Raw genomic sequence first — 24,268 nt, 5'->3', positions numbered from 1 at the left:
CTGCGGGCCTCGAACGCGTACCAGTGAGGAGGGGTCTCGGATGAGCCGACCGGAGCCCGTGCTTCCCGGTGTGTGGCGTGACGATACCCGGTACCCGCAGGTGACCCACATCGAGCACGTGGCCCGCAACGACGGGGTGAGCGGGCAATGGCCGGTGTGGACCGCGCCCCACCTGGTCGAACGGCTCGCCGACAGGGGGATCACGGGACCGTGGTCCCACCAGGCCGAAGCCGCCGACCTCGCACGTTCGGGCCGTGATGTGATCATAGCCACGGGCACCGCCTCGGGAAAGTCACTGTCCTTCCTCCTACCCGCTGTGGACGCGGTTGACGCGGGCGGAACCGTGCTCTACCTCTCCCCGACCAAGGCGCTCGCCCAGGATCAGCTGCGGTGGATAACGGACCTCTCCCTGCCGGGGATGCGGACAGCCGTCTATGACGGCGACACCTCGTCGGAGGAGCGCTCCTGGGTGCGCGAGCACGGCAACTACGTGCTCACCAACCCGGACATGCTGCACCACGGCATCCTGCCCCGGCACGGGGCGTGGGCGCGCTTCCTGCGTCGGCTGCGCTACGTGGTGATCGACGAGGCGCACCGATACCGGGGGGTTTTCGGTTCGCACGTCGCGCAGATCCTGCGTCGGCTGCGCCGCGTGTGCGCCCGCTACCGGTCGCGTCCGGTGTTCGTGCTCGCCTCGGCCACCTCCGGCAGCCCCGCCGAGAGCGCCACCCGGCTGACCGGTGTGCCCGTCACGGCGGTCAGCCGGGACGGTTCCCCGCGTCCGGGGATGTCCGTGGCGCTGGTGGAGCCGGAGCTGACCGACCTGACCGGCGAGCACGGGGCGCCGATCCGCAGGACGGCGCCCTCGCAGGCCGCCGAGATGCTCGCCGACCTGGTACGCGACGGTGTGCGCACCCTGGTGTTCGTCCGCTCCCGGCAGGGCGCGGAGGTGGTCGCGCTGACCACCCAGCGCCTGCTGTCCGAGCGCGGCGACCACGCCCTGGCCGGGAGGGTGGCCGCCTACAGGGGCGGATACCTGGCCTCGGAGCGCCGTGAGCTGGAGGAGGCCCTGCGCTCGGGTGAGATCCTCGGCCTGGCCAGCACCAACGCCCTGGAACTGGGGGTGGACATCAGCGGCCTGGACGCGGTGCTCATCGCTGGGTGGCCGGGGACCCTGGCTTCGCTGTGGCAGCAGGCGGGCCGCGCCGGACGGCGCGGGGAGGACGCGCTCGCGGTGTTCATCGCCCGCGACGACCCTTTGGACACCTACCTGGCGCACCACCCGGAGGCCATTTTCGGTCGGTCCGTAGAAGCGGCCGTCCTTGATCCGGAAAACCCGCACATCCTGGGGCCGCACCTGTGCGCGGCCGCCCAGGAACTGCCGCTCACCAAGGACGACTTCGACCTCTTCGGGGCGACGACCGAGGAGCGGCTCGCCGAACTCGTCGAGCACCGGCTGCTGCGGAGGCGTCCACGGGGCTGGTTCTGGACGAGTAATGAACGGGCCAGTGACCTAGCCGATATCCGCGGGTCGGGCGGGCCGCCCGTGCAGATCGTCGACACCGGCAGCGGCCAGCTGCTCGGCGAGGTGGACGAGCCCGCCGCCCACGGCACCGTCCACCCCGGCGCGGTGTACCTGCACCAGGGGGACACGTACCTGGTCGACGACCTCGACCTCGACGAGGGCGTCGCCCTGGTCCACCCCGCGGAGCCGCCCTACAGCACGTGGGCGCGCGACACCACCGACATCGCGGTCCGTTCGGTGCTGCGCCAGGAGGAGTGGCCGGGCGGGGCCACCGTGTACTTCGGTGAGGTGCAGGTGGTGCGCCAGGTGGTCGGGTTCCTGCGCAGGGACGTGCGCACCGGTTCGGTCCTGGGGGAGCAGTCGCTGGACCTGCCCGAGCGCACCCTCGACACCCGCGCGGTGTGGTGGACGCTGCCCGCCGAGGGAGAGGAGCGGCTGCGCCGGGAGGACGTGGCGCTGCTGGGCGCCGCCCACGCCGCCGAGCACGCCGCGATCGGACTGCTGCCGCTGCTGGCGACCTGCGACCGCTGGGACATCGGCGGGGTGTCCACCTCGATGCACGCTGACACCGGCAGGCTGACGGTGTTCGTCTACGACGGGTACGAGGGCGGCGCGGGCTTCGCCGAACGGGGGTACGCGGCGGCGCGCGAGTGGCTGTCCGCGACCCGAGCGGCCATCGCAGACTGCGAGTGCGACCAGGGCTGCCCGTCGTGCATCCAGTCGCCCAAGTGCGGTAACGGGAACGAGCCGTTGAGCAAGGCCGGTGCGCTGCGCCTGCTCGACGAGGTGCTCGCGGGCGGTGAGGGCTGAGGGAGAGGTCCGGTGCCGTCCACGGCCCGTGGACGGAGCGCGGGGGCGCGGAGGAAGTTATCCACAGGCTGGGGAAGGGGCTTTCGCGTCGGCTGCGGCCCGCCGAACCTGGAGGAAGAGGGCCGGACCAGTCGGCCCCCGCCAGGAAGGCCGCCATGTCCGCTCCCGCGCCCACGTCCGCTCCCGCGCCCACGTCCGCTCCCGCGCCCACGTCCGCTCCCGCGCCCATGTCCGCTCGCGCGCCCATGTCCGCTCGCGCGCCCATGTCCGCTCCCGTACCCTCGCCCGACGCCGCGTCGCCCCCGCCGGACGCCGGGATGACGACCTCCGAATACGCCTTCTGCACCATCGCCGCGGTCGCCTTCGCCGGAGTCCTCTACGCCGTGCTCACCAGCGGTGCGGTCGAGGACGTCCTCACCGATCTCGTGGTCAATGCGCTCGGCTCGGGTTTTTGACCGGGGCTCGGCCACCGCGGAGGCGGCGATGGTGCTGCCCTCCCTGCTGCTCGTCCTGGCCGTGGCCCTCGGTGCCGTCCAGGCCGCGTCGGCCCAGCTCTCCTGTGCCGACGCGGCGCGCATGGGCGCCCGGGCGCTGGCCCGCGGCGAACCCCACGACCGGGCCCGCTCCCTGGCGCTGACCGCCGCTCCCGACGGGGCTGACGTGCACCTGTCCCAGGGCGGGGGCATGGCCCGCGTCACCGTACGGGCCCGGCTCCTGTTCGGACCCGGGATCTCCCTGCCGGTGGACGGCAGCGCCGCCGTCCCCCTCGAACCCGGGAGCTGATCCCGGTGCGCTCCGACTCCGGTTCCGCCACCGTCTGGTGGGTCGCCCTGGGGGCGCTGCTCTGGTTCGTCACCCTCGCCGTCCTCGCGACCTCCGCGGCGCGGCTCGACCGCGACCGCGCCACCACCGCGGCCGACCTGGCCGCGCTCGCCGCCGCCGCCGAGGCGGTCCACGGAACAGAACGGGCCTGCGCGCGGGCCCGCGACACCGCCGAGGCCAATCGCGCCTCCCTCGAATCCTGCGTCCTCACCGGCTCCACCGTCGAGGTGGTGGTCGCGCTCCCCTCGTCTTTCATCGAACGGCCCGTCCGGGCGCGCTCCCTGGCCGGACCGGCCGCCGTCTCCTCCGAGGAAGTGGAATGAGTCCTGCCCCCGTCTCCGTGCTGATGTGCGCTCTCCTGCTGGGTGCCCCCGCCCAGCCCGGGGGCGCGCCGCCCTGCCCCGCCTCGCCCGCGCCACAGAGCCCAGACCCCGTCGGCGCCGACCACTCCAGTGTTTCCATCACTCCCGAGAACTCCGCGCACGGCCACGGTTTCGCCGGTCTCGTCCACGCCGTCGGACCTCAAGACAGCACGGGCACCACCGGCGCGGAGGATTCGGTCCACTCCAGCGGGCCCACCGATGCCGCGCGCTCCGGCGAGCCCCTTCGCTCCGACGCACCCGTCGGCTCCGGAGCCCCGGCGGACTCCGGCCGAACGGCTCCTCCCACCGCCCCTGAGCGGTGCGCCGAACCTTCACCGGCCCCCGCCTCCCCGGAACCCTCCCGCCCCGCGCGGGAGAGTCCACGCGACGCGACGGACGCGCCCCCGCCCGTCAGCGAAACGGTGGTGTACCGCACGGCCGCGGCACCGACCCCGACCGGTACGGCGTTGCGGATCGTCGGCAACGTCTCGACCGGAATCCTGGCGGTGCTGTGCGTCGTGGTGCCGGTGCTGCGCCTGTCCGTCGGCTGGCCCCGCTTCCCCGTCCCCTACGAGGGCCAGCGGCGGCGCGGCTCCGGGGACGGGCGCCGCTGACCGCCACCGCGACACCGCGCACACGACCGGGCCCGGGGCCTCAACCGCCCAGGGCCCGGGACAGCAGCTCGGCGGCCATCGGCACGATGCCGATCAGCACGAACGCGGGCAGGAAGCACAGACCCAGGGGCGCCACCACCAGCACGCCCAGCCGCTCCACCCGGGCCGTCCCCCGGGCCCGCAGGGTCCGGCGCAGATCGACCGCGTGCCGGTCCAGGAGGTCGGCCACCGGCGCCCCGGTGTCGGCGGCCCGGGCCAGGTCGCGCCCCACCTGCACGAGGGGCTCGGGCAGCGCCGGGCGCCGCCACGCCTCGGCGGGAGCGGCGCCCAGACGCAGCCGCTCGGCCACCGCCGCCAGTTCCTCCCCCAGCCCTCCCCGCGTCGCCCGGGACACCGCCGTGAGGCAGGCGGGCACCGTCGCTCCGGCGCGGATACCCGAGGCGAGCAGACCGATCACCACGGGCAGGTCGGCGGACACCGGCAGCCGTCGCGAACGGGAACCGGCGCCCCCGCGGGCGCGTACCCACAGGCCGGCGCACACCCCGGCCACGACGACGCCCCCGGCCGCGCCGAACAGGGCCACCGCGAACGTCAGCGCGAACGCCCCCGCCAGCGTCGTCCCCAGCAGCCGGACCGGCAGCCCCGGCCCGGCCGGAGCGCGGGAGGGCGGACGCGGTCCGCGCGCCGTTCGCCCGCCCAGCAGTACCCACACACACGCGGCTCCCAGGACCGCGGCGGCCGTCAGGAACATCCGTCCTCCCTCTTCCTTCTCTCGCGTGCTCCGCAGCGGCCGGAGCGGTGCCGGCCGTGTCCAGCCGTTCCTCCCCCGGCCCGGCTCGACGGCCGGCGCCCCGGGCCCCGGGCTCCGGGCGCCTGATCCCGGACCCGGGCCGAGGCGCCCGGACTGGCCTCCGGCCGGTTCCTCGGCTGAGCCCCCGGGCCCGCTGTCAGGGCGTCCGACGCGGGTCTTCGGAGCGGAGTCCGCCGACAGGCGCTCGGAGCAGGCGCCCGGACGGGCCTCCGCCAACACCCCGGACCGGGGTCCGCCGCCCGGGGCCCGCTGCCCGGGTCCGGTCAGGGGAAGGCGGTCGCCGAGCGCACCATGCGCAGCGTCCACCAGGTGCCGAGAACGTCCAGGGCCACCCCGCCCACCAGGCAGGCCAAACCCAGCGGCGTGGTGAACAGGAACACCAGCGGTGATCCGCCCAGCCCCGAGGCCAGCAGCAGTCCGACGGCGGGCAGGGCGGCCAGCACGATCGCGGTGGTGCGCGGACCGGTGGTGCGCGCCGCGGCCTCCGTGCGCTGCTCCTCCTGCTCGGTGAGGTTCGCGGCCAGCGCGTCCACCACCTCGGCCAGACCCGCTCCGGTGTCCGCGGCCACCTCCCAGCACACCGCCAGGTAGGCCAGGGCCCACAGGTCCGGTTCGCGCTCCGCCCCGCGGCGCAACGAATCCGCGTCGGTCAGGGCACCCACCAGCGGGCCCGCCTCGGCGGCGGAGATCCGCAGAGCCTCCTCCGGCGGCTGCCCGGCGCGCAGTTCGGCGGCCAGCACCCGGCACAGCACCACCACCGCGGCGCGGCGCCGGGCGCCCTCACCGGCACGGGCCGCCAGCGCCCGCCAGTCCGAGGACCACGACACCGGACGCCGGGTCCGGGGAAGGAGGGACGCCAACCGGCTGCGCCGCGTACCGGGGACCAGGCACAGCAGCACCAGACCTCCCGAACAGGCCGCCACCGCGGTCACCACCGGCGCCACCCCCCGCCCAGGCGGTCGGCCACCTCGCCCGCTCCCGCGTGTTCCCGGCGACTGCCGTCGGAGCCGAAGGACACCGCCGGCACCGCGTCCACCAGTCCGTCCGAACCGCGTCTGAGCACCCGCAGTTCGGCCAGGCGCCGTCCTCCGGAGCCCCGGACCAGGTGCACGACCATGACCCTGGTGGCGGCCAGCTGGCTGTGCACGGCGGCCCGGTCCAGCCCGGCCGCGCACCCCAGCGCCTCCACCCGCGCGGGCACGTCGCCCGCGCCGTTGGCGTGCAGGGTCCCCGAACCACCCTCGTGCCCGGTGTTCAGGGCGCCCAGCAAGGACACGATCTCCGGCCCGCGCGCCTCGCCGACCACCAGCCGGTCCGGGCGCATCCGCAGAGCCTGCCGCACCAGGACCTCCAGCGACACCTCGCCGCTGCCCTCGATGTTGGGCGGCCTGGTCTGGAGCCGGACCACGTGCGGATGCTCGGGCCGAAGCTCGGGGGAGTCCTCGGCCAGGACGATCCGCTCCCCCGGGTCCACCAGGGAGAGCAGGCACGACAGAAGGGTGGTCTTGCCCGTGCCGGTGCCCCCGCTGACCAGGAACGGCACCCGCGAGGCCACCAGGGACCGCAGCAGCTCGGCCCCGCACGGGGTGACCGTTCCCCGTTCGGCCAACCGCTCCAGGGTGAACACCCGCCGGGGCGGCAGCCGCAGCGACACGCACGCCCCGGCGGGCGCCACCGGCGGCAGCACCGCGTGCAGCCGCGCGCCGCCGGGAAGCCTGGCGTCCACGTAGGGCACGGCCGCGTCCAACCGCCTCCCCGCCTGCGCCGCCAGCCGCTGGGCCAGTCGGCGCACCGCGTCCGCCGACTCGAAGCGCACCCCGGCCCGGCGCAGTCCCCCGCCGTCGTCCACCCACACCTCGTCGGGGCCGTTGACGAGGATGTCGGTGACTCCGGACGTCATGAGCTCCTCCAGGGGCCCCGCCCCGGACAGGTCGGCGGCCAGACGGCGGGTCATCGACAGCACCTCGGTGTCGCCCAGCAGACCTCCCTCGGCGCGCAGCGCCGCCGCGACGCTCGACGGGCTCACCGGCGCCCCGGACGCCACCAGGCGGTTGCGCACGGCCTCCACCAGGGGGCTCACCGGAGCTTCCCCGGGGCGGGCAGGCCCGCCACGACCCGGTCGGCGAACCGGGCCAGGGGCGAACGGGGATGGCGGGCGGGCACGTCCCCCGCGGCCAGCGAGCGGGCCAGCCCCGGCTCGGACGGCAGGTCCGCGCCCAGGTCCACCTTCAGGGTCCTGGACACCACGTCCGCGCTCAGTTCGCCCCGGGCACCGCGTACCACCAGACGCACGGTCCGCGTCTCCTCACGCAGCCGGGAGACCGTCCTGGTCGCCGCCACCACCGAGGGCACGTCCGCCGGGACGACCACGAGCACCAGGTCGGACCGGTTCAGGAACACGGTGGTGGCCGGGTCGAAGGAGCGCGGCAGGTCGGCCACCACCAGGTCGGTTCCGTCCCTGGCCGAGGACAGCACCGCGCGCACGGCGCCCACCGGAAGGGGGCCGGTCGGCTCCCTTCCGCGCGTCCAGGTCAGCACCGACACCCGGGAGGTCCCCGGCAGTCCGGCGCGCAGGTCGCGCCAGCGCACCCGTCCGCGCCTGTGCAGCAGGTCTCCCCAGCCGGTCCACCGCTCGGGCCCGGGGGAGGGGCCCCGGTCGCACCCGAGGTAGACGTCGGAGCCGCATCCGAACGGGTCGGCGTCCAGCAGGGCGGTGGAGCGTCCGGCGCGCTCACCGGCCAGGGCGATGGCCACCGCGAGCAGGCTGGCCCCGGCACCGCCCCGGCCGCCGACCACCGACACCGTGGGCGCCGGGGCCCGCACGGGGGAGGACGCCCTCGCGAGCAGGTCGACCAGCAGGGCCTCGTCCCGGGGCAGCAGGAGCACGCGTGCTTCCCGGAACCCCCGGCGGGGACCCTGCCCGGCGGCGTCCGGGCCCGGGTCCTCCACGGGAACGCCCGGCCGGTCCCCGGCCACGCGCGTGCCCGAGGCCGGGTGCTCCGCGGCGAGTCCCGGCCGACACGCCTCCGCGGGGGCGTCCGTCGAGGAGCGCTCCGCGGGAGTGCCCGGCCGGTACGCCGCGTCCGGGCCGTCCGGAGGGGAGCCCTCGGCGGGGGCGCCCGGCGGGTACCGCCCTGGAGGAACGCGCGGCCGGGGCACCGCGGCGACCCGTGGCGGGTCCCCTCCCCCCGGCGGGTTCCCGTCGGCGGCGGCCTCCCGGGGGTCCCGTGTCACGACCACGTGGCGTCCCGGCAGAGGGTCTGCGGACCGCAGGAGCGCGCGCAGGTCGGCGCCGACCACGACGAGCGGGGCGCGCGCCCACGGGCTCAGCGCCCGGTCGAGCGTGTGGGCGACGGAGACCTCGGTGGAGGCGGCGGCGGCCAGCCTGAGGAGGTCGTCGAGGAGGAGGGGGTCGGCGGTCACGAGCAGGGGCCGGTACTGGACGTCCACGGGACCTCCCGGGTCGAGGGCTTTCCTCGACCTTCGCCGACCGGGCACGGCGGCGAAAGCCCCGATTCGAAGCTGTGGACAACGTCGGCGGGGCGGATCTGCGCGGGGAGGCCGGGCGGCGCACAGGCGGGCGACCCGGTCCGTCGGAGACCCGGACCAGCCGGTGCCGGGTCCGTTCGCGGTCCGGTTCACCTGACGGGCGGGATGCGTATACGGGGGCGGATACGCACCCCTGCCCGACAGGCTGGACGAGCGGACGCGGGGACTCGCCTCCACAGGGGGAGAAGGCCGCCACGCGGGGTCCGGTCCCGGGGGGGGTAGGACCGGGTCCGCTCTCTGGTGAGGGTCGGCGGAGAGACGTGCTCTCGCGACCACCGGAAGGCACACGGACGTCATTCGGCGAAGAGGGATACCACCGGAACGCGAAATGGGGCGCGTGCGGCGGAGGCGTGAAGCCGCCCGCCCTCTTGGGAACGACGGGACAGACGTTACCACGCAGAGTTCCGTATCGGTTCTGGAATCAAGGGCAAAAATTCGGGTCAACCGCCTTTTCGACGCCGGAACATCGGCGTAGAAAGAAAGCAGTCGGTGGCTGAGAACCACCCCGACACGACAACCGGGAACCCACGCGCCACTTGGCCCCGTGAGGCCCGTCTAGATCGGACAGGACGATGTCCTGCCTGGTCAGACTAGGGAAATGGACGCCTGCTAACCCGGCGGAACGTGTCGGAGGCGGCGCCCCGGGAGACAGGACGGGGCGCCGTTCGCCGTGTGCGCGCGCAAGGGCCGTGCGACCCCCGTTCCCCGGCGGAACCGACAAGCGTGATCGAACCGATACTCTTCCCGAACCTACCGGTCGGTAAATAAACGATAAGTGTTCAGCCTTTCGGACACGCACAGTTGTCGGCCGTCAAAAGTTGTTGCCCTTTTCCGGCTTCTCCGCGCGTCCCGCGTACCGCCGGGGCGTCGGACCCGTCCGCCCGCCCCGCACACCCCCAGGCATCCGGCCCGGGACCGGGGACCGGGGACCGGAGCCCCGTGCTCAGCCGCGCTTGAGGGCCTCACAGGTGGCCAGCGAGTCCTGCGCCCCCGCGCGGACCGCGCGGCAGCAGTACGCCACCCACCCGGCGACGCCCTCCGGGGTGCCGCCCATGTACCCGCGCAGCGCCGGCCCGTACTCGTCCCGCAGCGTCCGGTGCCCGAGCTCCGAGGGCACCAGCGACTTGGGATCCAGGCCCCGCTCCACCAGCGTCAACCGCTCGGCCGCGCGCGCCACCAGGCCGTCGCCCCACCCGAAGGGCCGGACCGCCATCAGCTCCCCGTGCACCAGGGCGGACATCACCAGCGCGGGGACCGACGTACGCGCGCCCAGCAGCGAGTACAGCCCCTCCAGCCGGGCCATCGCCGTCTCCGGAGCCGGGGCCGGGCCCAGCCCCAGGGGGTCCTCGACGCGCTCCCCGGCCCTGCGGGGGCGCCCCAGCGCGTCCGCGGACACCGCGTCCGCCGCGGCCAGCGTATGCAGCCGGGCCAGGGCCTGGCGCGGCGCCCTCGGCCAGGTGTCCACCAGGCTCCCCAGCTCTCCGGACACCCGCAGCGCGCCCTTGACGCGCGTGTCGTACACGTGCCCCTCGCGGATCTCCTCCATCGAGACCTCGGCGCCCTCCAGCGCCGCCGACGCGACCGCGCCGCGCAGCGCGGACTCCATGGACACGTCGCTGCTGCGGCGGCGCAGCACGCGGTGCCCCAACAGGCGGTCGACCAGGGTCCGCGTCTCGGCGACCGCGTCGGCCACACCGGGCAGTTCGGCGATACGGGCCAGCGGGTCGGACGCGGGGGAAGAAGTCGGTTCGCTCACGGAGGACAACACTACGCGCCGGTAACACGGGAGGCCCACACCGGCGGGCCGGGTCGCCCTGCCGCGCCGGCGGCAACGCGCGAACCGGCCCCCGCGACCGCTCGTCGCGGCAGGGCGACCGCTCGCCGCCCGTTCGTCGCGCGCCCGGCCTTCCCCGCCGCTGGACGCCACCCCGGCTGTTCACGGGTTGTCGCACCACATGATTAATTGGGTGTGAACCAGCCTACGTAAGGAGAATCACAGTGGCCGACAGCACTCCCGCGAGCCAGGAGACACTGTCCAACCTTCTCCACGAGACGCGCAGCTTCCCTCCCCCGGAGGCGCTCGCCGCCGACGCCAACGTCAAGGCCGACGCCTACACCAGGGCCGAAGAGGACCGTCTCGGCTTCTGGGAGGAGCAGGCCCGCAGGCTCCAGTGGGAACAGCCCTGGGACACCGCCCTGGAGTGGAACCCGCCCTTCGCCAAGTGGTTCGTCGGGGGGAAGATCAACGCCTCCGTCAACTGCGTGGACCGCCACGTGGCCAACGGCCTCGGCGACCGGGTCGCCTACCACTGGGAGGGCGAGCCCGGCGACACCCGCACCATCACCTACGCCGAGCTCAAGGACCTGGTCTCCCAGGCGGCCAACGCCATGACCGGACTCGGCGTGCGCAAGGGCGACCGCGTCGCCATCTACATGCCGATGATCCCCGAGACCGTCGTGGCCATGCTCGCCTGCGCCCGGCTCGGCGCCGTCCACATGGTCGTGTTCGGCGGCTTCTCCGTGGACGCCCTGGGCCAGCGCCTCGACGACAGCCAGGCCAAGCTCGTGGTCACCGCCGACGGCGGCTACCGCCGCGGCAAGGCCAGCGCCCTCAAGCCCGCCGTGGACGCCGCCGTCGCGGACCGCCCCGCGGTCGAGAACGTCCTCGTCGTCCGCCGCACCGGCCAGGACGTCGAGTGGACCGACCGCGACGTGTGGTGGCACGACGCCGTGGAGTCCCAGAGCACCGATCACACGCCCGAGGCGCACGACGCCGAGGACCCGCTGTACATCATGTACACCAGCGGCACCACGGCCAAGCCCAAGGGCATCCTGCACACCACCGGCGGATACCTCACCCAGGTCGCCTACACCCACTGGGCGGTCTTCGACCTCAAGCCCGAGACCGACGTCTACTGGTGCGCCGCCGACATCGGCTGGGTCACCGGCCACTCCTACATCGTCTACGGCCCGCTCGCCAACGCGGCCACCACCGTCCTGTACGAGGGCACCCCGGACACCCCGCACAGGGGCCGCTTCTGGGAGATCATCGAGAAGTACGAGGTCACCATCGCCTACATGGCCCCCACGGCGATCCGCACCTTCATGAAGTGGGGGGACGACATCCCCGCCAAGTTCGACCTGTCCAGCCTGCGCGTCATCGGCTCGGTGGGCGAGCCCATCAACCCCGAGGCCTATGTCTGGTACCGCAAGAACATCGGCGGTGACCGCGCCCCGGTCGTGGACACCTGGTGGCAGACCGAGACCGGCGCCGTCATGGTCAGCCCCCTGCCGGGCGTGACCTCCGGCAAGCCCGGCGCGGCCATGCGGGCCATCCCCGGCATCGTCGCCGACGTCGTGGACGAGCAGGGCGAGTCCGTCCCCGACGGCGAGGGCGGCTTCATCGTCATCCGCGAGCCGTGGCCGTCCATGCTCCGCGGGATCTGGGGCGACCCCCAGCGCTACAAGGACACCTACTGGTCGCGCTTCGAGGGCCTGTACTTCCCCGGTGACGGCGCCAAGAAGGACGCGGACGGCGACCTGTGGCTGCTGGGCCGCGTGGACGACGTCATGCTCGTCTCCGGCCACAACATCTCCACCACCGAGGTCGAGTCCGCGCTGGTCTCCCACCCGCGCGTGGCGGAGGCCGCGGTCGTCGGCGCCACCGACAAGGTCACCGGCCAGGCCATCGTCGGCTTCGTGATCCTGCGCGGCGGCGAGGAGGAGGTCCCCGAGGACCTGGTCCAGGAGCTGCGCAACCACGTCGGCACCTCGCTCGGCCCGATCGCCAAGCCCGCCCGCCTCCTGGCGGTGCCCGAGCTGCCCAAGACCCGCTCGGGCAAGATCATGCGGCGCCTGCTGCGCGACATCGCCGAGAACCGGGCCGTCGGCGACACCTCCACGCTCACCGACTCCTCGATCATGGAGGTCATCGCCAAGCAGCTGCCCTCCGCCAAGCGGGAGGACTGAGCCGAGGGCCCATGCGGCCCCTCGTCCAGCGGTGAACGGCGCCCCGGACCGGGCGCCGTTCGCTGTCTCCCCCTCTCCCCGCGTCCTCCGGTCCGCGGACCCGTGGCCGCCGCGCCCGCCGCCCGTGCGGCCGAAGGAGGCGGTGCCGTTGTGCGTGCCGTGAGAGACGTCCGGGACGGGGTATGTGCGAGGATGCGGAGGATCATCCGTGCGTTCGGACCGAGAGAAGGGAACCCCCACGATGGCGGAGAAGCCGGGTACCGGTGAACCTGGCGCCACCAGGGACACCGACCGTTCGATCAGCGAACTGGTCTCAGACGCCACGGGCAACATCTCCCGTCTGGTCAGCCTGGAGATCAAGCTGGCCAAGCTGGAGGCCAAGGCCGACGCGGCCAAGATCGGCAAGGGCGTCGCCGGTTTCGCCGTGGTCGGGGTCCTCGCCCACATCTTCGTCATCCTCCTCTCGGTGACCGGGGCCTTCGTCCTGTACGAGGTCGCCGGGCTCCCCGGCTGGGCCAGCTTCGGCATCGTCACCCTCGTCTACCTGCTGCTCGCCGCGGCCGTCGGGCTGTACGCGATCGCCACCCTGCGCAAGCGGGAGGGCCTCCAGCGCACCGCGCTGACCACCTCGCGCTTCGCCGGCATCCTGCGCGGCGACATCCGCCCGCCCTCGAACGCCGTCCAGACCGCCGAGGCGTCCGCTCCCGCGACCCGGTAGGCCCGCGCGTTGTTGGACGACTCGGCCGCCTACGTCGACGGCCCCTGGACCCACAGGACCGTCAGCGCGGCGGGGGCCCGGTTCCACGTCGCCGAGGCCGGTGACGGGCCCCTGGTGCTCCTCCTCCACGGCTTCCCCCAGTTCTGGTGGGCCTGGCGCGCCCAACTGACCGCGCTCGCCGGCGCCGGTTACCGCGCGGTCGCCGCGGACCTGCGCGGCTACGGCGCCAGTGACAAGACCCCGCGCGGCTACGACCTCGTCACCCTCGCCCAGGACGCCGCCGGACTGGTCCGCGCCCTCGGCTCGCGGGACGCGGCCGTGGTCGGCCACGGCTTGGGCGGCCTCGTCGCCTGGACGATGACCGCCTACCACCCCGGCACCGTTCGCGCCCTGGCCGCGGTGTCGTCGCCGCACCCGCTGCGCGCGGCCCGCGTCCTGGCCTCCGGCGGCCCCGGCGTCCGCCACATGCTCCGGGCGCAACTGCCGATCCTCCCCGAGCACCGGCTCCTGAGCGACGGGTGCGAACGCGTGGGCGACCTGCTCCGGGCGTGGTCGGGCCCCGACTGGCCCGACACCGAGGCCGAGGAGCACTACCGCCGCGCCTTCGCCATCCCCAAGGTCTCCCACTGCTCCCTGGAGAGCCACCGCTGGATCTTCCGGTCGCGCTGGCGCACGGACGGACTCCGCTACAACGCGCGGATGCGCCGTGCTCCCGTGGGCGTCCCCGTCCTCCAGCTCCACGGGTCCCTGGACCCGGTGTGCCCGACCGGGCCCGCACGCGCCTCACGGGGCCTGGTGGCGGGGGCCTACCGTTGGAGGCAGGTTCACGGCGCGGGACACTTCCCCCACGAGGAACGGCCGGAGGAGGTCTCCCGCGCGCTCGTCGAGTGGCTCGCGGAGGTCTCGACGGGGAGGCGGACGGAGTCCTCGCAAGCGAGGGGGAACGGCGGTGGGGTACCGATGGCGACGGAGACCGCGGACGGGCACCGGGAGTCCGGGGGCCGCGGAGGCGGGCGGGACCGCAACGAGACCGGCCAGGCTCAGAACCAGCGCCCCCGGGACCGGTACGGACGTCCGATGCCGCACGGGAGCAGGGGCGAGGTGGAGCGGGTACCCGACGACGCCGAGTTCTCCGCGGAGGAAGGTCTGGAGGAGGCCCAGCGGCTGCTCGACGGCGGATACGCTTTCACCGCACACGAAGTCCTCGAAGCAGTGTGGAAGTCCGCGCCCGAACCCGAGCGGGAGCTGTGGCGCGGCCTCGCCCAGACGGCGGTGGGGGTCACCCACGCACAGCGCGGCAACATGATCGGCGCGGCACGACTGCTGAGGCGGGGCGCGGACCGCGTGGAGCCGTTCGGACCGGGCGCCCCCCACGGGGTGGACGTGGCGGGGGTGGCGGCGTTCGCCCGCGCCCTGGCCGACGACCTCGACGCCGGGCGCGCTCGTCCGGGTGACGGAATCGACCCTTCGGGGATGCGCCTGCTCGGCGGGTAGCCGCCGAACAGCCTGTCCTCCGGCCGACGCGGCCGGAGTCGTGCGGGCGTCGGCGCACCCGCCCGCGACTCCCGCCGCGGACCGGCGGCGGGTCCCTCGGAGGGCCCTGTGGCACCAGCACCTCCTGTGACCAGTGAGGTCCGTGTGACCTGCGGGGCCCATTCCCTTTTTGTGGTCTTATGAACGCTTTAGCGTTAACATCGTATTACGGCATTATGAGATGTTATATGATCTGCATATCACCGAAAAAGGCATTTATCCTTTTCTTGAGATCACCGGAAGATCACATCTTCGGATTTTCTTGAGGAATGGCGGGCTCGGCTCTCACCTTTCTTTGTCGCCGTGCGTAGACTCCCCGGATCACCGCCCGTGAACACGCGGCACGGGCGGTACGCACCACAACCAAAGGTGGCACCGCTTCGACCCCGCCAAGCGTGCCGTCGAGCCAGCTCAGGCTCCTTCCGGACGGCGGTACGTCCACGGCCGCGAGGACCGGCGCCCACAGGGCGAGCCGTTCCGCGCGTTCTCCCGTGGACGGGGCCGAAAAGGTCGTGCCCGTCTCAAGGAGGACGGATTGTCTGGGCTCAACCTCGCCGCTGAAGGCGGCATGGCCCTATCACTGGCAGGCACCGACTTCACCCTCGTCATCATCGTCATGGTGGTGGCCCTTCTGGCACTCGCCGTCGCGGGCGTGCTGGTACGTGAGGTCCTCGCCGCAGGGCAGGGCACAGAGCGAATGCGCGGCATCGCGCTCGCGGTGCAGGAAGGAGCGGCGGCCTACCTCAAACGACAGTTCCGCACCCTCGCGGTCTTCGTCGTGCTCATCCCGCTCCTGCTGCTCCTGCTCCCCGCCGACTCGTGGGCCATCGCGATCGGCCGGTCGGTCTTCTTCGCCCTCGGCGCCCTGCTCTCGGCGGCGACCGGCTTCATCGGCATGTGGCTCGCCGTGCGCGGCAACGTCCGGGTCGCCGCGGCCGCCCGGGGAGGTGACGACGCCTCCAACCGCACCGCCATGCGCATCGCCTTCCGCACCGGCGGCGTGGCGGGCATGATCACCGTCGGCCTCGGCCTGTTCGGCGCGGCCGTCGTCGTCCTCCTCTACCGGGGCGACGCCCCCATCGTCCTGGAGGGCTTCGGCTTCGGCGCGGCCCTCCTCGCCATGTTCATGCGCGTGGGCGGCGGCATCTTCACCAAGGCCGCCGACGTCGGCGCCGACCTCGTCGGCAAGGTCGAGCAGGGCATCCCCGAGGACGACCCCCGCAACGCGGCCACCATCGCCGACAACGTCGGCGACAACGTGGGCGACTGCGCCGGCATGGCCGCGGACCTGTTCGAGTCCTACGCGGTCGTGCTCGTCGCCTCACTGATCCTCGGCCGCGTCGCCTTCGGCACCGAGGGACTCGTGTTCCCGCTCCTCGTCCCCATGATCGGCGTGCTCACCGCCATCGTCGGCATCTTCCTCGTCGCCCCCCGCGCCAGGGACAAGACGGCGATGTCGGCGATCAACCGCGGGTTCTTCATCTCCGCGGCGATCTCCGCCGTGCTCGTCGTCGGCACCGCCTTCTGGTACCTGCCCTCCAGCTTCGACCAGCTCTCCGGAGTCAGCCCGCAGGTCCTGGCCGAGATCGAGGAGGCCGGGACCAACCCGGACCCGAGGGTCCTCGCGGTCGTGGCGGTCCTCATCGGCCTCGTACTCGCCGCCGCCATCCAGCTGCTCACCGGTTACTTCACCGAGACCGACCGGCGCCCCGTCCGCGAGATCGGCGACAGCTCCGAGACCGGCGCGGCGACCGTCATCCTCTCCGGCATCTCCGTCGGCCTGGAGTCGGCCGTCTACTCCGCCCTCCTCATCGCCGGAGCCGTCTACGCCGCGTTCCTGCTCGGAGGCGGCTCCATCACCCTGAGCCTGTTCGCCGTCGCCCTCGCCGGAACCGGCCTGCTCACCACCGTCGGCATCATCGTGGCGATGGACACCTTCGGACCCGTCTCCGACAACGCCCAGGGCATCGCGGAGATGTCCGGCGACGTGGAGGGCCCGGGAGCGGAGATCCTCACCGGGCTCGACGCCGTCGGCAACACCACCAAGGCCATCACCAAGGGCATCGCGATCGCGACCGCGGTCCTGGCCGCGACCGCGCTCTTCGGCGCCTTCCGCACCTCCGTGCAGGCCCAGCTCGGCGACGCCGACGAGGCGTTCTCGCTCTCACTCGACCAGCCCGACGTTCTCGTCGGCGTCATCATCGGCGCCAGCGTGGTGTTCTTCTTCTCCGGACTCGCCATCATGGCTGTCGGCCGGGCGGCGGGCCGCGTGGTCATGGAGGTGCGCGACCAGTTCCGCACCCGCCCGGGGATCATGGACGGCACGGAGAAGCCCGAGTACGCGCGCGTGGTCGACATCTGCACCAAGGACTCGCTGCGGGAGCTGGTCACCCCGGGCCTGCTGGCCGTCCTCGCGCCGATCGCGGTCGGCTTCGCCCTCGGCTACGCCCCGCTGGGCGCCTTCCTGGGCGGCGCCATCGCCGCGGGTGTGCTCATGGCCGTCTTCCTCTCCAACTCGGGCGGCGCCTGGGACAACGCCAAGAAGCTCGTCGAGGACGGCCACCACGGCGGCAAGGGCTCGGAGGCCCACGCCGCCACGGTCATCGGCGACACGGTCGGCGACCCCTTCAAGGACACCGCGGGCCCCGCCATCAACCCCCTGCTCAAGGTGATGAACCTCGTCGCCCTGATCGTGGCGCCCAGCGTGGTGATCTACGCCGACAACGTCGTCCTGCGGGCGGGGATCGCGGTGGCGGCCGTCGCCGTGCTCGTCGGCGCGATCCTGTGGTCCAAGCGCCGCGGGGGAGGCACCGAGACCGACCTCGCGGAGACCGGCGGCCGGTCCGCCCCCAAGGGCGCCCCGGAGGCCGACGGAGGGGCCTCGCCGAAGGGCGGGATCTCCGCGGCCGGGGACGGCGGTGTCGGCGAGGACACCGCCGAGGGCGCCGACGACCGCAAGGAGGAGGCCCGCGCCGGAGAGGGGAAGTAGGGGAGAGCACCGACCCTCCGCGGCCGCCCGGGTACCCCCCGGGCGGCCGCGCCCGTGTTCGGGCGGGGCCTAACCTGGGAGCACAGCCGAGCGAGCGAAGGGGTGGTTCCCGGTGTCCGGGATGAAGGGACTGTTCGTCATCGTGGGTGTCATGGTGGCGTTCATCGCGGCCCTCTCCGTCGTCGCGACGGCGGTGTCCCCGTGAGCGCCGCGCGGAGGCTGCTGCTGATGCGGCACGCCCAGGCCGAGAACGGCTTCGAGGACTTCGAACGCGGTCTCACCGACCGGGGCCGGAGCCAGGCCGAGGCGGTCGGCCGCCTGCTCGCCGAGCGGGGGTACGTGCCCGACCACGTCATCTGCTCCGCGGCCAGGCGGACGCGGCAGACGCTGGACGGTGTCCTCGGGGCCATGGAGCCGGGTGTCCGCCCGGAGGTGGACTACTCCGAGGCGGCGTACTCGGCGGGGGTGGACACACTCCTCGAGCTGGTGAACCAGGTGGACCCCGACGCGGGGACCGTCCTGGTCGTCGCACACAACCCGACGGTGGCCCAGCTGGCCGGTGCCTTCCTGGGGGGCCCTGCCGCCTACCCGCCGGCCACGGTCGCGGCCGTCGAGCTGGAGGTGGAGTGGCTCTACGCCGCTCCGGGAACCGGTTCCGGCGCACTGCTGAACTAGTGTGACCCAGGACACGCTGACTTCGAGTTGCCAGACCCGGGGTCCGCGGGTAATGTACTCCGAGTCGCCTCCCAACGGCCCAAGGTCGAGAGGGGTCGCGACACCCTTCCGAGCGAAACGAACGCGATTTTCCGCGGGCGTGCCGGACACCCCTTCTTCCTCCGGATCACCGTTCCGAGCACTGCTTCGGTGCGGGTAGGCTCGGGGGGCGCTTCCAAGGAAACACGGAAGCGGAACAGGAAACGGGCTTTACCCCGATCAGAAACACCGCAAACCGCCGATTTGGCGGGGCGCGGAACACCTGATAAAGTAAAGACACAACAAAGCGGAAACGCACAACGCCTTCGGCGGAAAAGCTCACAGCAGCTTGTACACGAAGAGCGGTTGTTTCTTGAGAACTCAACAGCGCGTGTTTGATTTTCTTTAAGCCATGTTTGTTTTGGCCCCGTCACACGGAACCACACCGGTTCGTGTGCGGAGGTTCCTTTGATTAGCCGGGGTGACCCGGTTGGTCAGGATTACTTCTAGGTTTACCCGCCCGAACGGACCCTCCGGGGAACGCGGGCCGGGTTGAGTGACCTTTATGGAGAGTTTGATCCTGGCTCAGGACGAACGCTGGCGGCGTGCTTAACACATGCAAGTCGAGCGGTAAGGCCCTTCGGGGTACACGAGCGGCGAACGGGTGAGTAACACGTGAGCAACCTGCCCCTGACTCCGGGATAAGCGGTGGAAACGCCGTCTAATACCGGATACGACCCGCCACCTCATGGTGGAGGGTGGAAAGTTTTTCGGTCAGGGATGGGCTCGCGGCCTATCAGCTTGTTGGTGGGGTAACGGCCTACCAAGGCGATTACGGGTAGCCGGCCTGAGAGGGCGACCGGCCACACTGGGACTGAGACACGGCCCAGACTCCTGCGGGAGGCAGCAGTGGGGAATATTGCGCAATGGGCGAAAGCCTGACGCAGCGACGCCGCGTGGGGGATGACGGCCTTCGGGTTGTAAACCTCTTTTACCACCAACGCAGGCTCCCAGTTCTCTGGGGGTTGACGGTAGGTGGGGAATAAGGACCGGCTAACTACGTGCCAGCAGCCGCGGTAATACGTAGGGTCCGAGCGTTGTCCGGAATTATTGGGCGTAAAGAGCTCGTAGGCGGCGTGTCGCGTCTGCTGTGAAAGACCGGGGCTTAACTCCGGTTCTGCAGTGGATACGGGCATGCTAGAGGTAGGTAGGGGAGACTGGAATTCCTGGTGTAGCGGTGAAATGCGCAGATATCAGGAGGAACACCGGTGGCGAAGGCGGGTCTCTGGGCCTTACCTGACGCTGAGGAGCGAAAGCATGGGGAGCGAACAGGATTAGATACCCTGGTAGTCCATGCCGTAAACGTTGGGCGCTAGGTGTGGGGACTTTCCACGGTTTCCGCGCCGTAGCTAACGCATTAAGCGCCCCGCCTGGGGAGTACGGCCGCAAGGCTAAAACTCAAAGGAATTGACGGGGGCCCGCACAAGCGGCGGAGCATGTTGCTTAATTCGACGCAACGCGAAGAACCTTACCAAGGTTTGACATCACCCGTGGACTCGCAGAGATGTGAGGTCATTTAGTTGGCGGGTGACAGGTGGTGCATGGCTGTCGTCAGCTCGTGTCGTGAGATGTTGGGTTAAGTCCCGCAACGAGCGCAACCCTTGTTCCATGTTGCCAGCACGTAATGGTGGGGACTCATGGGAGACTGCCGGGGTCAACTCGGAGGAAGGTGGGGATGACGTCAAGTCATCATGCCCCTTATGTCTTGGGCTGCAAACATGCTACAATGGCCGGTACAATGGGCGTGCGATACCGTAAGGTGGAGCGAATCCCTAAAAGCCGGTCTCAGTTCGGATTGGGGTCTGCAACTCGACCCCATGAAGGTGGAGTCGCTAGTAATCGCGGATCAGCAACGCCGCGGTGAATACGTTCCCGGGCCTTGTACACACCGCCCGTCACGTCATGAAAGTCGGCAACACCCGAAACTTGCGGCCTAACCCCTTGTGGGAGGGAGTGAGTGAAGGTGGGGCTGGCGATTGGGACGAAGTCGTAACAAGGTAGCCGTACCGGAAGGTGCGGCTGGATCACCTCCTTTCTAAGGAGTCTTTACAGGTCGGCATTACTTCTACAGCCGGCCGGACTCGAAAGTGGACCTGGTGCTGCGTGCAGCATCCAGGATGGCTCAAAGACGAATCGAACTTGACCTCGGGCGACTAGAAGCGTCCGGGGGCGCGCTGTTGGGTGTCTGAGGAAGCAACCTCTGGCTGGTGGCCTTGTGGTCCTGGTCGGGTGTTGGTTCCCGCGGACCGCCTCTGAGAACTCTCGGTGGGTGTGCGGACCTTGATGTTCGCTGCTTGTGGCCGATGTGGTGTTGGGGTATGCGGTTGGTGTTTTGATTTGTGAATAGTGTGCGCGAGCATCTTATTATCTGTAGTGGCCAAGTGATAGTGGCACACGGTGGATGCCTTGGCACCAGGCGCCGATGAAGGACGTGGGAGGCCGCGATAGGCCACGGGGAGCTGTCAACCGAGCTGTGATCCGTGGGTGTCCGAATGGGGAAACCTAGCCCGAGTTGTGTCGGGTTGCCGCCATCTGAATGTATAGGGTGGTTGGTGGTGACGCGGGGAAGTGAAACATCTCAGTACCCGTAGGAAGAGTAAACAACAGTGATTCTCCTAGTAGTGGTGAGCGAACGGGGAAGAGGCTAAACCGTAGGCGTGTGATAGACGGCAGTCGTTGCGTTTGCGGGGTTGTGGGACATGTCTGTTCAGGTCTGCCGGCCTGGAGCGTTGATGTCGGTGGTAGTTGAAACCGTTGGGAAGCGGTACCGGAGTGGGTGAGAGTCCCGTAGATGAAGGTACCGGCTAGACGTTGATGTGTTCCCGAGTAGCGCGGAGCCCGTGAAAGTCCGTGTGAATCTGGCAGGACCACCTGCTAAGCCAAAATACGTCCTGGTGACCGATAGTGCACTAGTACCGTGAGGGAAAGGTGAAAAGTGCCCCGGTGAGGGGTCGTGAAATAGTACCTGAAACCGTGTGCTGTCAAGCCGTCAGAGCTGGACCTTCGGGTGTGGTGATGGCGTGCCTTTTGAAGAATGAGCCTGCGAGTCATGGTGTGTGGCGAGGTTAACCCGGGTGGGGTAGCCGTAGGGAAACCGAGTCTGAATAGGGCGGTTGAGTCGCATGCTGTGGACCCGAAGCGGAGTGATCTACCCATGTCCAGGGTGAAGCGGGGGTAAGACCTCGTGGAGGCCCGAACCCACCAGGGTTGAAAACCTGGGGGATGAGGTGTGGGTAGGGGTGAAAGGCCAATCAAACTCCGTGATAGCTGGTTCTCCCCGAAATGCATTTAGGTGCAGCGTCGCGTGTTTCTTGCTGGAGGTAGAGCTACTGTTTGGCTGATGGGCCCGACAAGGTTACTGACGTCAGACAAACTCCGAATGCCGGTGAAGTGAAGCGTGGCAGTGAGACTGCGGGGGATAAGCTTCGTAGTCGAGAGGGAAACAGCCCAGATCATCAGCTAAGGCCCCTAAGCGTGTGCTAAGTGGGAAAGGTTGTGGAGTTGCTGAGACAACCAGGAGGTTGGCTTAGAAGCAGCCATCCTTTAAAGAGTGCGTAATAGCTCACTGGTCAAGTGGTTCTGCGCCGATAATGTAGCGGGGCTAAAGCACACCGCCGAAGCTGTGAAGCTCAAGACTTGTTCTTGGGTTGGTAGGGGAGCGTCGTGCGTCCGGTGAAGCTGCCGAGTGATCGTGTGGTGGAGGGCGTGCGAGTGAGAATGCAGGCATGAGTAGCGAAAGCAACGTGAGAAACGTTGCCGCCGATTGACTAAGGGTTCCTGGGGCAGGTTAATCCGCCCAGGGTGAGTCTGGACCTAAGGCGAGGCCGACAGGCGTAGTCGATGGATAACGGGTTGATATTCCCGTACCCGTGCACGAGCGTCCAGTACTGAATCAGGTGATGCTAACCACGCTGGTGGTCTTGGGTCCCTTCGGGGAGCTTTGGCTTACTGGTCTGGGAACCGAGCTTGTAGTAGGTAAGTGATGGGGTGACGCAGGAGGGTAGCTCTACCCGGCGGTGGTTGTCCGGGGGTAAGCGTGTAGGCTGAGGGGTTGGCAAATCCGCCTCTCGTGTGAGCTGAGACGTGATGCCGAGCCGTTTTTGGTGAAGTGAGTGATCCCATGCTGTCGAGAAAAGCCTCTAGCGAGTTCGTGTGTGGCCAGTACCCTAAACCGACGCAGGTGGTCAGGTAGAGAATACCGAGGCGTTCGGGTGAACCATGGTTAAGGAACTCGGCAAATTGTCCCCGTAACTTTGGGAGAAGGGGAGCCCTGTCTGGTGATGGATCTTGCATCCTGAGCTGGGTGGGGTCGCAGATAGCGGGGGGAAGCGACTGTTTATTAAAAACACAGGTCCGTGCGAAGTCGTAAGACGCTGTATACGGACTGACGCCTGCCCGGTGCTGGAACGTTAAGAGGACTGGTTAGTGGGGGTTCGCCCCTGCGAAGCTGGGAATCTAAGCGCCAGTAAACGGCGGTGGTAACTATAACCATCCTAAGGTAGCGAAATTCCTTGTCGGGTAAGTTCCGACCTGCACGAATGGCGTAACGACTTCCCCACTGTCTCAACCATGGGCCCGGTGAAATTGCACTACGAGTAAAGATGCTCGTTTCGCGCAGCAGGACGGAAAGACCCCGGGACCTTCACTATAGCTTGACATTGGTGTTTGGGATGGTTTGTGTAGGATAGGTGGGAGCCGGTGAAGCTGTCACGCTAGTGGCGGTGGAGGCGTTGGTGAAATACCACTCTGACTGTTTCGGGCATCTAACTTTGGACCGTGATCCGGTTCGGGGACAGTGTCTGGTGGGTAGTTTAACTGGGGCGGTTGCCTCCCAAAGAGTAACGGAGGCGCCCAAAGGTTCCCTCAGCCTGGTTGGTAATCAGGTGTTGAGTGTAAGTGCACAAGGGAGCTTGACTGTGAGACGGACGTGTCGAGCAGGAGCGAAAGCTGGGACTAGTGATCCGGCACCGGCGTGTGGAAGCGGTGTCGCTCAACGGCTAAAAGGTACCCCGGGGATAACAGGCTGATCTTCCCCAAGAGTCCATATCGACGGGATGGTTTGGCACCTCGATGTCGGCTCGTCGCATCCTGGGGCTGGAGTTGGTCCCAAGGGTTGGGCTGTTCGCCCATTAAAGCGGCACGCGAGCTGGGTTTAGAACGTCGTGAGACAGTTCGGTCCCTATCCGCTGTGCGCGTTGGAGACTTGAGAAGGGCTGTCCCTAGTACGAGAGGACCGGGACGGACGAACCTCTGGTGTGCCAGTTGTCCTGCCAAGGGCATGGCTGGTTGGCTACGTTCGGGAGGGATAACCGCTGAAAGCATCTAAGCGGGAAGCTTGCTTCGAGATGAGGTCTCCTGCCTCCTTGAGGGGGTAAGGCTCCCTATAGACGATGGGGTTGATAGGCCGGGTGTGGAAGCCCTGTGAGGGGTGGAGCTGACCGGTACTAATAGGCCGAGGGCTTGTCCGCTGCAGATAATTGGATGTTCGCGCACACTTTTCACGGAGCTTGCTGCTCGCTGTGATTCCCTGCCTTGTGGGGTGGGTTGAGTTGGGGTGGGTGGTGTGTGGTTTCCGTGGTGGTTATTGCTGGAGGGTCACACCCGGTCTCTTTCCGAACCCGGTCGTTAAGTCTCTTTGCGCTGATGGTACTGCCCTGTGGTGGGGTGGGAGAGTAGGTCGCTGCCACGGTTTTTCTTGAAGGAGGGGTGGGGTTGCCTGTTAGGGCGGCTCCGCCCCTTTTTTTTTGTGTGGGGGTTTGTGCGTTTGTGAACGTTGGGGTGGGCGTGCGGGGGTGTGGGTGCCTGGGTGGGCC

At 69.9% G+C, this 24,268-nt stretch carries 15 protein-coding genes, 3 rRNA genes and 1 pseudogene; 14 read left to right on the top strand and 5 right to left on the bottom strand.

What is annotated here, in order from left to right; translation table 11 throughout:
• Nucleotides 1–40 precede the first annotated feature (40 nt).
• From KGD83_RS00090 to KGD83_RS28370, 5 genes are all read left to right on the top strand, one after another.
• On the top strand, nucleotides 41–2,335 hold the full coding sequence (locus KGD83_RS00090; protein ID WP_212641952.1) for a DEAD/DEAH box helicase: 2,295 nt from the start codon (nucleotides 41–43) through the stop codon (nucleotides 2,333–2,335).
• Between the two features lie 263 nt (nucleotides 2,336–2,598).
• Nucleotides 2,599–2,790, top strand: coding sequence for a DUF4244 domain-containing protein (locus tag KGD83_RS00085; protein ID WP_212641951.1), 192 nt, complete (start codon nucleotides 2,599–2,601; stop codon nucleotides 2,788–2,790).
• Complete coding sequence (locus KGD83_RS00080) at nucleotides 2,768–3,118, top strand: TadE family type IV pilus minor pilin (RefSeq protein WP_212641950.1); 351 nt, start codon at nucleotides 2,768–2,770, stop codon at nucleotides 3,116–3,118. The genes KGD83_RS00085 and KGD83_RS00080 overlap by 23 nt, the downstream gene beginning before the upstream one ends.
• Before the next feature lie 5 nt (nucleotides 3,119–3,123).
• Nucleotides 3,124–3,480 carry an Rv3654c family TadE-like protein gene (locus KGD83_RS00075; protein WP_212641949.1) on the top strand — a complete coding sequence of 119 codons (357 nt, stop codon included), beginning with the start codon at nucleotides 3,124–3,126 and terminating at the stop codon, nucleotides 3,478–3,480.
• Nucleotides 3,477–4,133, top strand: coding sequence for a hypothetical protein (locus tag KGD83_RS28370; protein ID WP_249352056.1), 657 nt, complete (start codon nucleotides 3,477–3,479; stop codon nucleotides 4,131–4,133). Before KGD83_RS00075 ends, KGD83_RS28370 begins: the two co-directional genes overlap by 4 nt.
• Before the next feature lie 40 nt (nucleotides 4,134–4,173).
• On the opposite strand, the gene KGD83_RS00065 is transcribed toward KGD83_RS28370, so the two are convergent.
• From KGD83_RS00065 to KGD83_RS00045, 5 genes are all read right to left on the bottom strand, one after another.
• Nucleotides 4,174–4,884 carry a type II secretion system F family protein gene (locus KGD83_RS00065; protein ID WP_212641948.1) on the bottom strand — a complete coding sequence of 237 codons (711 nt, stop codon included), beginning with the start codon at nucleotides 4,882–4,884 and terminating at the stop codon, nucleotides 4,174–4,176.
• A 323-nt stretch (nucleotides 4,885–5,207) separates the two neighbouring features.
• Nucleotides 5,208–5,888 (bottom strand): type II secretion system F family protein, encoded by a 681-nt coding sequence (locus KGD83_RS00060; RefSeq protein WP_212641947.1) that lies wholly within the window; start codon nucleotides 5,886–5,888, stop codon nucleotides 5,208–5,210.
• Entirely contained in the window at nucleotides 5,873–7,024 is a 1,152-nt protein-coding gene (locus tag KGD83_RS00055; RefSeq protein ID WP_212641946.1) for a TadA family conjugal transfer-associated ATPase, read from the bottom strand. The genes KGD83_RS00060 and KGD83_RS00055 overlap by 16 nt, the downstream gene beginning before the upstream one ends.
• Entirely contained in the window at nucleotides 7,021–8,394 is a 1,374-nt protein-coding gene (ssd, locus tag KGD83_RS00050; RefSeq protein ID WP_212641945.1) for a septum site-determining protein Ssd, read from the bottom strand. The genes KGD83_RS00055 and ssd overlap by 4 nt, the downstream gene beginning before the upstream one ends.
• Nucleotides 8,395–9,436: 1,042 nt before the next feature.
• Nucleotides 9,437–10,249: a Fic family protein gene (locus tag KGD83_RS00045; RefSeq protein WP_212641944.1), complete on the bottom strand. Its 813-nt coding sequence runs from the start codon at nucleotides 10,247–10,249 to the stop codon at nucleotides 9,437–9,439.
• A gap of 242 nt (nucleotides 10,250–10,491) precedes the next feature.
• Here KGD83_RS00045 and acs point away from each other — a divergent pair, with 242 nt between their 5' ends.
• The 9 genes and pseudogenes from acs to rrf all read left to right on the top strand — a co-directional run bounded on the left by acs (nucleotide 10,492) and on the right by rrf (nucleotide 24,144).
• Nucleotides 10,492–12,462, top strand: a complete 1,971-nt coding sequence (gene acs / locus KGD83_RS00040) for an acetate--CoA ligase (protein WP_212641943.1) — start codon at nucleotides 10,492–10,494, stop codon at nucleotides 12,460–12,462.
• Nucleotides 12,463–12,703: 241 nt separating this feature from the next.
• Complete coding sequence (locus KGD83_RS00035; RefSeq protein WP_212644201.1) at nucleotides 12,704–13,180, top strand: phage holin family protein; 477 nt, start codon at nucleotides 12,704–12,706, stop codon at nucleotides 13,178–13,180.
• 114 nt (nucleotides 13,181–13,294) lie between these two features.
• Nucleotides 13,295–13,996 (top strand): annotated as a pseudogene (locus KGD83_RS28365) (alpha/beta fold hydrolase); the annotation flags it as partial.
• 144 nt (nucleotides 13,997–14,140) lie between these two features.
• Nucleotides 14,141–14,674 carry a DUF309 domain-containing protein gene (locus tag KGD83_RS28360; RefSeq protein ID WP_249352365.1) on the top strand — a complete coding sequence of 178 codons (534 nt, stop codon included), beginning with the start codon at nucleotides 14,141–14,143 and terminating at the stop codon, nucleotides 14,672–14,674.
• 607 nt (nucleotides 14,675–15,281) lie between these two features.
• Nucleotides 15,282–17,702: a sodium-translocating pyrophosphatase gene (locus KGD83_RS00025; RefSeq protein ID WP_212644200.1), complete on the top strand. Its 2,421-nt coding sequence runs from the start codon at nucleotides 15,282–15,284 to the stop codon at nucleotides 17,700–17,702.
• A gap of 201 nt (nucleotides 17,703–17,903) precedes the next feature.
• On the top strand, nucleotides 17,904–18,377 hold the full coding sequence (locus tag KGD83_RS00020) for a SixA phosphatase family protein (protein ID WP_212641941.1): 474 nt from the start codon (nucleotides 17,904–17,906) through the stop codon (nucleotides 18,375–18,377).
• 580 nt (nucleotides 18,378–18,957) lie between these two features.
• Nucleotides 18,958–20,490 (top strand): 16S ribosomal RNA (locus KGD83_RS00015).
• Nucleotides 20,491–20,829: 339 nt separating this feature from the next.
• A 23S ribosomal RNA gene (locus tag KGD83_RS00010) occupies nucleotides 20,830–23,924 on the top strand.
• Between the two features lie 104 nt (nucleotides 23,925–24,028).
• Nucleotides 24,029–24,144: ribosomal RNA gene (rrf, locus tag KGD83_RS00005) — 5S ribosomal RNA — on the top strand.
• Together the 16S, 23S and 5S rRNA genes form the textbook arrangement of a ribosomal RNA operon.
• Nucleotides 24,145–24,268: the final 124 nt, after the last annotated feature.

The sequence above is a fragment of the Nocardiopsis akebiae genome (assembly GCF_018316795.1).
Taxonomy (GTDB): Bacteria; Actinomycetota; Actinomycetes; order Streptosporangiales; family Streptosporangiaceae; genus Nocardiopsis; species Nocardiopsis dassonvillei.
Note: the sequence above shows the minus strand (reverse complement) of the source record. Positions and strands in the feature narration are given on the sequence as shown.